This is a genomic window from Lujinxingia vulgaris (assembly GCF_007997005.1).
Lineage (GTDB): Bacteria > Myxococcota_A > Bradymonadia > Bradymonadales > Bradymonadaceae > Lujinxingia.
Map to the genome: position 1 here is coordinate 1 of NZ_VOSL01000107.1, position 7291 is coordinate 7291.

Here is a 7291-nt window from a genome sequence, read left to right on the forward strand (position 1 = left end):
AGCTGCGCTGGCTGGAGCCGCACGTGTTGCGTGCGGCGCGCGCGCGGCTCGGCCGCGGGCGCGTCGATGTGCGTCTGGAGCTGGGCGCCCCCGCCGAGCAGCAGGGGGGCTTTGACGCCATCGACGCCGGCCGCTTTGACGAGGTCGCGCGCAGGCTTCGCGAACTCAGTGAGGCCAGCCTGGGAGGCGCTCAGGTCACCCTCGCCGATGTGTTGAGCTTCCGCAGCTATGTGGAGCGCGACGACGCGGAGCGTTTTGATGAGAGCGCGCTCGACGCCTTGCTCCCCGTGGTGGAGCAGGCGCTGGAGCGTCTTCAGGAGGCGCGCCGGGCCGAAGGTGCGGGCATTGATGATGATCTTCGCGGTCATCTGCGCGAGCTGGGCGCGCGCATCGACGCGGTCGATGCGCTCGACGAGGCGGAGCGGCCTGCGTACCGAAGCCGCATTGAGGCGCGCCTGCGCCAGGCGGTGAGCGACTTCGGCGTGGGGCAGATTGACGAGGAGCGGCTCGCGCAGGAGCTGGCCTACGTGGCCGAGCGCGGCGACATCTCCGAGGAGCTGCAGCGCGCGCGCTCGCATGTTGAGCGCTTGGGTCAGGTGCTGGATGCGGCCGGCGACGAGGGCGTGGGCAAGAAGATCGACTTCTACCTTCAGGAGCTCATTCGCGAGGTCAACACCATGGGCTCCAAGAGCCACCTGGCCGCGCAGAGCGACCTGGTGGTGGAGATGAAGAGCATCATCGAGAAGATGCGCGAGCAGAGCGCCAACGTGGCGTAGCGCCTTGCGGCGGCGAGAAGTAGTCGGGTTTATCAAGAAGTACAAGGACTTAGAGATGGCCGAGCAGGGCGTATTGCTGATCGTATGTGGACCTTCCGGCGTAGGAAAGACCAGCCTGTGCCGGGCGCTGCTGGAGGCGCGTCCGCGGCTTACGCCCAGCGTCAGCTACACCACCCGCGCGCGCCGCGGCGACGAGGTCGACGGGCAGGCCTACCACTTTGTGGACGTGCCCACCTTTGAGGCGATGATCGAGCGCGAGGAGTTTGCCGAATGGGCGAAGGTTCACGGCAACTACTACGGCACCTCCTCAAAGGTGATTGAGGCGGCCTGGGCCGAGGGCCGAGACGTGCTCTTTGACATCGACTATCAGGGCGCGCAGCAGCTCAAAGCGCGCTACCCGCACGCCACGACCGTGCTGGTAGCGCCGCCGGATATGAAGACGCTGGAGGGGCGCCTGCGCGGACGCGGCACCGACGCCGAAGAGGTGATCGAGCGGCGGCTCAAGGCCGCGCGTCACGAGCTCAATCAGCATGAGCTCTTTGAGTTTTTGCTGGAGAACCGCGACTTCGATGCGGCACTGGGGGCGCTCAGCGCCATCTACGACTCCGCGCGCCACGCCCGCGCGATGAGGGTCGACTGGCTCAACGCGCTGCTCAAGCAGAGCTGAGCGCGCATCTTCCAGGAAGATGAAAAGGCCGCCGGCGCATCGCGCGCCGGCGGCCTTCTTTTTGGCGTCGTCATCGTGCGGGGGCGTCGGTCTAACTCAGCGCCTTGCGCAGCCGCTTGATATGCAGCGAGAGCTCGGCCAGCCCCTCGTACCACCCGATCTCTTCGGCCAGCGAGCGGGCGCTTCGGAAGTACTCCTTGGCCTGCTCCAGCTCGCCGGCCTCCATCGCGGTGATGCCCAGGTTGGTGAAGATGCGGCTCTGGTTGAGCAGGTCGCCGGTGGCGCGGGCAAACTGGGCGGCGTTCTCAAAGTACTGCTGGGCGCGTTTGACGTCGCGCACGCTCAAGCTGAGGGCGCCGAAGTTCGACATCACGCGCACCAGGCCACGGAAGTCCTCGATGGCGCGGGCCTGCTGGTAGGCGGTCTGCAAAAACTGCTGGGCGCGCTGGTAGTCCTTCTGGCGGATGAAGAGGGTGCCCAGCTGGTTGTAGGCCGTCCAGAAGAGCTTGCGGTCGTCGGGGTCCTGCAGGTCGAGGTCACCGACCTGCTCGACCTTCTGGGAGACCTGCATCAGGAGGTTGGCGGCGTGGGGGAGCTGGTTCTCTTTCTCAAAGAGCTGCGCCAGCGCGAGCAGGGCTTTGATCTCACGTTTGAGATCGGCGGCTTCGACCGCTTCGTTGAGCAGGGTCTCCAGGCTGGATTTGCTCTCTTCGATGCCGCCGGCGTCCATGGCGATGAGCCCGCGCTCGTAGAGAAGATCGTGGCGAAGCGCCCCGTCGAGGGCGTCGAGGTCGGGCAGGGCGTCGATGACGCGCTGGGCATCTTCGAGGCGGCCGGATTCGCGCATGGCGACGAGCTGGCGGGCCAGCGCGGTCAGCCGCGTCTCGTGGGTGGCGTCGACCTTGCCTTCGAGCAGCTCGACGGCCTCCTGGAAGTTGTCGATGGCCCCGGCGTAGTCGTAGAGCTCCAGCAAAAGCTCCCCGGCGCGCGTCAGGTAGTAGGCGGCGCCCTCAAAACCCTCGACGGCGCGGTAGTGGAAGGCGACCATCAGCGGGTATTCGATGGGGTCGACCGCCGCGAAGTCGGGGGCGCCCTCCAGAAACTCGATGATGCGCGAGTGCAGCTGCGCGCGCGTCGATTTGGGAAGGCGCTCGTAGGCGACCCGGCGTAGCGCGCGGGGCTGAAACGCCACGTGAATGCGCTCGAAGCCATCGAAGCGGGCTTCCAGGAAGTTCAGGGCCACGAGATCTTGCAGCGCGCCCTGCGGGTCGAGGTGCGCCGGGATGATCTGCATAAAGAAGTCTTCGCGGAAGCTCTCACCGACCACCGAGGCAATCGCCAGCACGTCGCGAAGTTGGTCAGGCAGCGCGTCAACGCGCGCAGCGAGCAGCTCCTGGAGGTTGAGCGGGACGCCGGCGTCGAGGAGCTCTTTTTCGCTGGCGAGCTTGCCGCCGCTCTTCTGCAAGACGGCCCGCACAAGCTCGTAGAGGAACATCGGGTTGCCGCTGGAGCGGGCGTGCACCTGGGCGACGATCTCCGGCGGCGGGGTGTAGCCGAGCACCTGCGCGACAAACTGGCGAGACTCATCTTCCGAAAATCCGCCGATCTGCAGGATCTCAAAATTGCCCGGCAGCCCGTGGTCGAGCGCGGTGGACTCAATGCGGCGCGTGACCGCGATGAGGATGGGCTGCTTTTGAATGCCGGCCAACAGGTTGTCGATGAAGTCGATGGTGAAGCGGTCCTCGACCATCACATCGTCAATGGCCAGCAGCACCGGGCCTTTCTTCATCGCAAAACGCAGCAGCCGGTAGAGCAGGGCGGCGGCGAAGTTCGAAAAGCCCTGCGCGTCGCTCCAGGGCACGTCCGGGGTGTTGAGGGCGTCTTTTTGTTGGCCGAGGAAGACTTGCAGCACCGGGCTGATGTGCTTTTTGTTGAGCCCGATGGCCTCGCAAGCCTTGGTGATGAGGACGGCCGGATCTTTGTAGGTCTGGGCGATCTGGCGGATCCAGGAGCGTACCGGTTGCAGTGCGACCTGGGCGGCGCCCAGCTCGGCGTCTTTGACGACGAAGGTCTGCCAGCCGGACTCACTCAGGGCGCTGGCGTAGCGATCCAGGAGCAGGCTCTTGCCGGTGCCCAGGTCGCCGAGGATGGCCACGCCGCCGCCGGCGCCTTTGCCCGCCTCGGTGCCGCGGGCGGTGGTGGCGCGGCGCATCAGCTCTTCGAAGTAGATCGGGCGCGGCACGTAGACGTCGATCTCGGCCAGGTCCCGGGGAGCCTGGGCGGCGGGGGCCTCCAGCCCTAAGACCTCGGCGGCCTCTTCGCCGGCGACCGCGCGCAGGTTCGAGAAGCGGACCTTTTCGCGGGTGGCGTCGATGAGATCGTCGTCGGCAAAGATCTTGGCCTCGCGCACACCGCGGGCGATCTCGATGGCGCGATCGATGGCTTCGCCGTAAGCGTTGCCGCCTTTGCGGTCGCTGACGAAGACTTCGCCGTAGACCAGACCGATGCCGATGTGGTCGGCGCCCTGCTCCAGGGAGCGGAACTTCTGCTGGAGGGCAACCGCGCACTCCACCGCGCGCACATTGTCGCCGACCCGGGCTTTGCGGGCACCGAAGAGCACGGTGTAGGTGCCGCCCAGGTTGGAGTCGACCTCGCCATCGAAGTGGCGCACGATCTCTTCGATGAGCTTCTTCTCCTGGCGGCTGCGCCTGGCGAGCTCTTCGGGGTCGATGCCGGATTTGCGGCGCGAGCGCTGCTGAATGGCGAGCACGGCGACCTTGCGGCGCTCGCCAGCCAGGCTCCCCTCCAGGGCGTCGGCGCTGAAGGTCTGGTCGAGCACCGAGGTGCCCGCGGCGATGCCGGTGGCCAGGCGTTGGGATTGCTCCAGGGCCATCGCGCCGAACCCGCCGGAGCGGGTGTAGAGGCTGCTCAGGCCGGTGCGGCTGGTCGAGCCGCTGTCGGGGCCGGGGCCGGTGGCCGGGCGCATGTTGCCCGTGCCCCCGCGCATGTTACCGGTGCCGCCACGCACAAGACCGCTTGCGGCGAGCGAGCCGCTGTAGTTGCCGCTGGCGCTGCCGGTATCGCCGCTGTAGGGCCCGACGTTGCCGGTGTGGCCGCTCTCCAGCTCGTTGAGCGCGCGCTGCAGGGCGTCGCGCATCTCCTTGGCGGTCTGGTAGCGCTTGCGGACGTTGCGCTCCATCGCCCGCATGGTGATGTGCTCCAGCACAGGCGGGATGGGCACGTCGGGGGCGATCTCGGAGGGGCGGCGAATCGGCGACTGCATCACCCGCCCGATAATCGTGACGGCGTCTTTGGCGTGAAAGATGCGCTTGCGGGTGAGCATCTCGTAGAGGATGACCCCGACCGACCAGACATCGGCGCGACCGTCGAGGTCCTCTTTGCGCATGATCTGTTCGGGGCTCATGTAGTCGAAGGTGCCCACGATGTTGCCGGCCTGGGTGTAGGGGCCGGCCTCCATGGCAGGGCCTTTGACCTTGGCGATGCCGAAGTCGAGGACTTTGACGAAGTCGGGCTGGCCGGCGACCTTCTCGACCATGATGTTGGCCGGCTTAAGGTCGCAGTGCACGATCTCGGCGTTATGCGCCTGCTCCAGCGCGCTCAAGAGCTGGATGAGGATGCCGCAGATGCGCTTGGGATCGAGGGGAAACTCTTTTTTGATGACGTCTTTGAGCGTCAACCCGGGCAGGTGCTCCATGACCAGGTAGAGCGTGCCGTCGTCTTCCTTCCCGTAGTCGACGATGGTGATGATGTTGGGGTGGCGCAGCATGTTAATCGCGCGCACCTCCCGCATAAAATAGAACTCGCCGTCGGGGTTATTCTCGGTGGGTTTGAGGACTTTGATGGCGACCTTACGCTCCAGGGGGTACTGGATGGCGGAGTAGACGTTGCCCATGCCCCCTTCGCCGATCTTGGAGACGAGCTCGTAGGTGTCTTTGAGGCGCGTGCCGATGAGCGGGTCGACGGCGCGCTTGCGCGCCGGGCGTGAGGGGGCAGAGCCCACTGCGGAGACGCTGCTTGGCGAGGTTCCCGGGCGATGCGACTGCGAGATCGAGGCCGGGTCATCAGGGGCGAGCGGTTCGACCTCGACGTCGAGCAGCTCGGGGATGTTTTTGTCGTCGCTCATAGCAATCGCGCCATCTTCGCGGGGGTGTCTCGGGGAGCCGGTGCGGGCTGTCCGGTGTTCAGTCGAGCTTGAGGTTCATCAGGTCGGCGATGATCGCCTCGCGTTTCTGGCGCTCCTCGGCGATGAGGTCTTCGACGGTCTTGGAGAGCGCCTCCTCATTGCGGGTAAGCCAGCCAAACGAGGTGTCCAGGAAGTCGCCGGAGCCGACCAGGTCCACATGCCAGGTCTCGTCCTCGGCCTGGATCATCACGAACTCCTGCGCGCCGCGGGTGACGACCAGGGCTGTGGTGCCATCTTCGGAGACGCGGATCTCGCTGATGCCGGAGCCGAAGACGATGGCGTTATCGTCGGGCATCTCGGCCTTTTCAAAGACATGGTCAAAGAGTTCGCGACCGTCGCCCACCGACGCGAGCAATTCGACGCCGGACTGGCTTCGAGCCAGGCGGTGATCGGTCTGGGGCAGGTAGCTCTCGATGAGTTGGTTCATCTGCACCAGGCGATCGTAGCGCTCCTGGAAGTAGGCGCGGGTCTGCGGATCGAAGCGCTCCCAGACCACGTCGGGCTGACCGGCGAAGAGGGCGTCGCGGAAGATCGTGTAGGCGTCGCCCGGATCGGTCGGGTCGAGCTCCGAGGAGCAGGCCATCGCGCCCAAAGCGAGGGTGAGCGCCAGCAGGGTGAGCAGCAGGTTGGACGCGAGGCGTTTCAAGAGCAGACACCGAGTACGGGGAGGAGAATACGGGCGGGTGAGCGCAGGGCTCACCGGAGGCGTGCGCTAAGAGGCGGTACGTTGCCAAGAGTGTAGCCCCCGGGGTAGCGCCATGTAAAGGTGGGCGCAGGCCTTGCGCTCTCACTCGATGGGGGGAAGTGAGTGTGCGCTCAGGAGTCGTCCTCGGCGTCGTCATCGGAGGCGTAGGGGTTGTTGGGGCCGAGGGTCGTCAGATGAGGTGGCATCGGCGGGAGGCCCAGGCGTTGCCAGCGCCGCTCGAACCAGCGTCGCCAGTAGAAGTTGGCGTCATGGCGAGGCCAGCCCAGGCTCTGGGGCTCGTTGCCGGAGAGGCGCATCAGGGTGCGCTGGGCGTTGTAGCTCAAGTGGGGATCTTCGGCGACGGCCTGGCAGAGCTCCCAGACGTAGCGCAGGCTGATCTCTTCGATCGGAAAGCCGGCGATCTGAAAGCCGCGGGTCAGCCACTGGTCGCGGGTCAGGCGGCGGTGCTCCTGGTACCAGGCGCGCCAGAGGGCGGCCGGGGAGTCGTCTTCGGGGCGGGTGTCCAGGGCGTGTGCGACGGCGCGGAGGTCGTGGTTGGTGAGGATGCGCAGGGCGTGTTCGATCTGGCGGCGCGTGATGGGGTCGGCCGGGTCCAGGGCTTCGATGAGGTCGGGGACCGGCGCCGGATCGTCGCGTCGGGCCAGGGCTTCGGCGGCAAGCGCGGCCAGGGGAAGTTGGCCTGCGGAGCCGAGATCGACGGCCTCCGGGCGTTGGAGCAGGCTGGCGAGCGCCAGGGTGGCGTCGGGGTCAGCGGTGCGAGAGAGGGCGTGAACGAGCTCGGCCAGGACGCGGGGGTGGGTCTCGGTGCTCAGGCGCGCGCTCAGCGCCGGAAGGTGGCTGCCGAGCTCGGGGAGGGCGCGGGCGACCGCGGCGCGCACCCCTGGCGAGGGATCGTCGAGCAGGGTCAGGACGTCGCGCGCGGCGGAGCGGGAGCCGAG

Annotated in this window: 5 protein-coding genes; 2 read left to right on the top strand and 3 right to left on the bottom strand. The window is 66.8% G+C overall.

Going from position 1 to position 7291, the window contains the following annotated elements:
- Both FRC96_RS16340 and gmk read left to right on the top strand, forming a co-directional pair.
- Window positions 1-776 (top strand): YicC family protein (locus tag FRC96_RS16340; protein ID WP_146975990.1); only part of this gene is annotated, 776 nt, incomplete at its 5' end.
- Between the two features lie 55 nt (window positions 777-831).
- The gene (gene gmk, locus FRC96_RS16345; protein ID WP_146975991.1) at window positions 832-1443 is read left to right on the top strand and encodes a guanylate kinase; all 612 of its coding nucleotides are present in this window, start codon (window positions 832-834) and stop codon (window positions 1441-1443) included.
- A gap of 91 nt (window positions 1444-1534) precedes the next feature.
- Here gmk and FRC96_RS16350 read toward each other — a convergent pair whose 3' ends face one another.
- The 3 genes from FRC96_RS16350 to FRC96_RS16360 all read right to left on the bottom strand — a co-directional run.
- A complete protein-coding gene (locus tag FRC96_RS16350; RefSeq protein ID WP_146975993.1) occupies window positions 1535-5587 on the bottom strand; it encodes a serine/threonine-protein kinase in 4053 nt (1350 codons plus the stop codon).
- A 58-nt stretch (window positions 5588-5645) separates the two neighbouring features.
- Window positions 5646-6293, bottom strand: a complete 648-nt coding sequence (locus tag FRC96_RS16355; protein WP_146975995.1) for a hypothetical protein — start codon at window positions 6291-6293, stop codon at window positions 5646-5648.
- A 170-nt stretch (window positions 6294-6463) separates the two neighbouring features.
- A partial coding sequence (locus FRC96_RS16360; protein WP_230470350.1) for a HEAT repeat domain-containing protein occupies window positions 6464-7291 on the bottom strand: 828 nt, incomplete at its 5' end.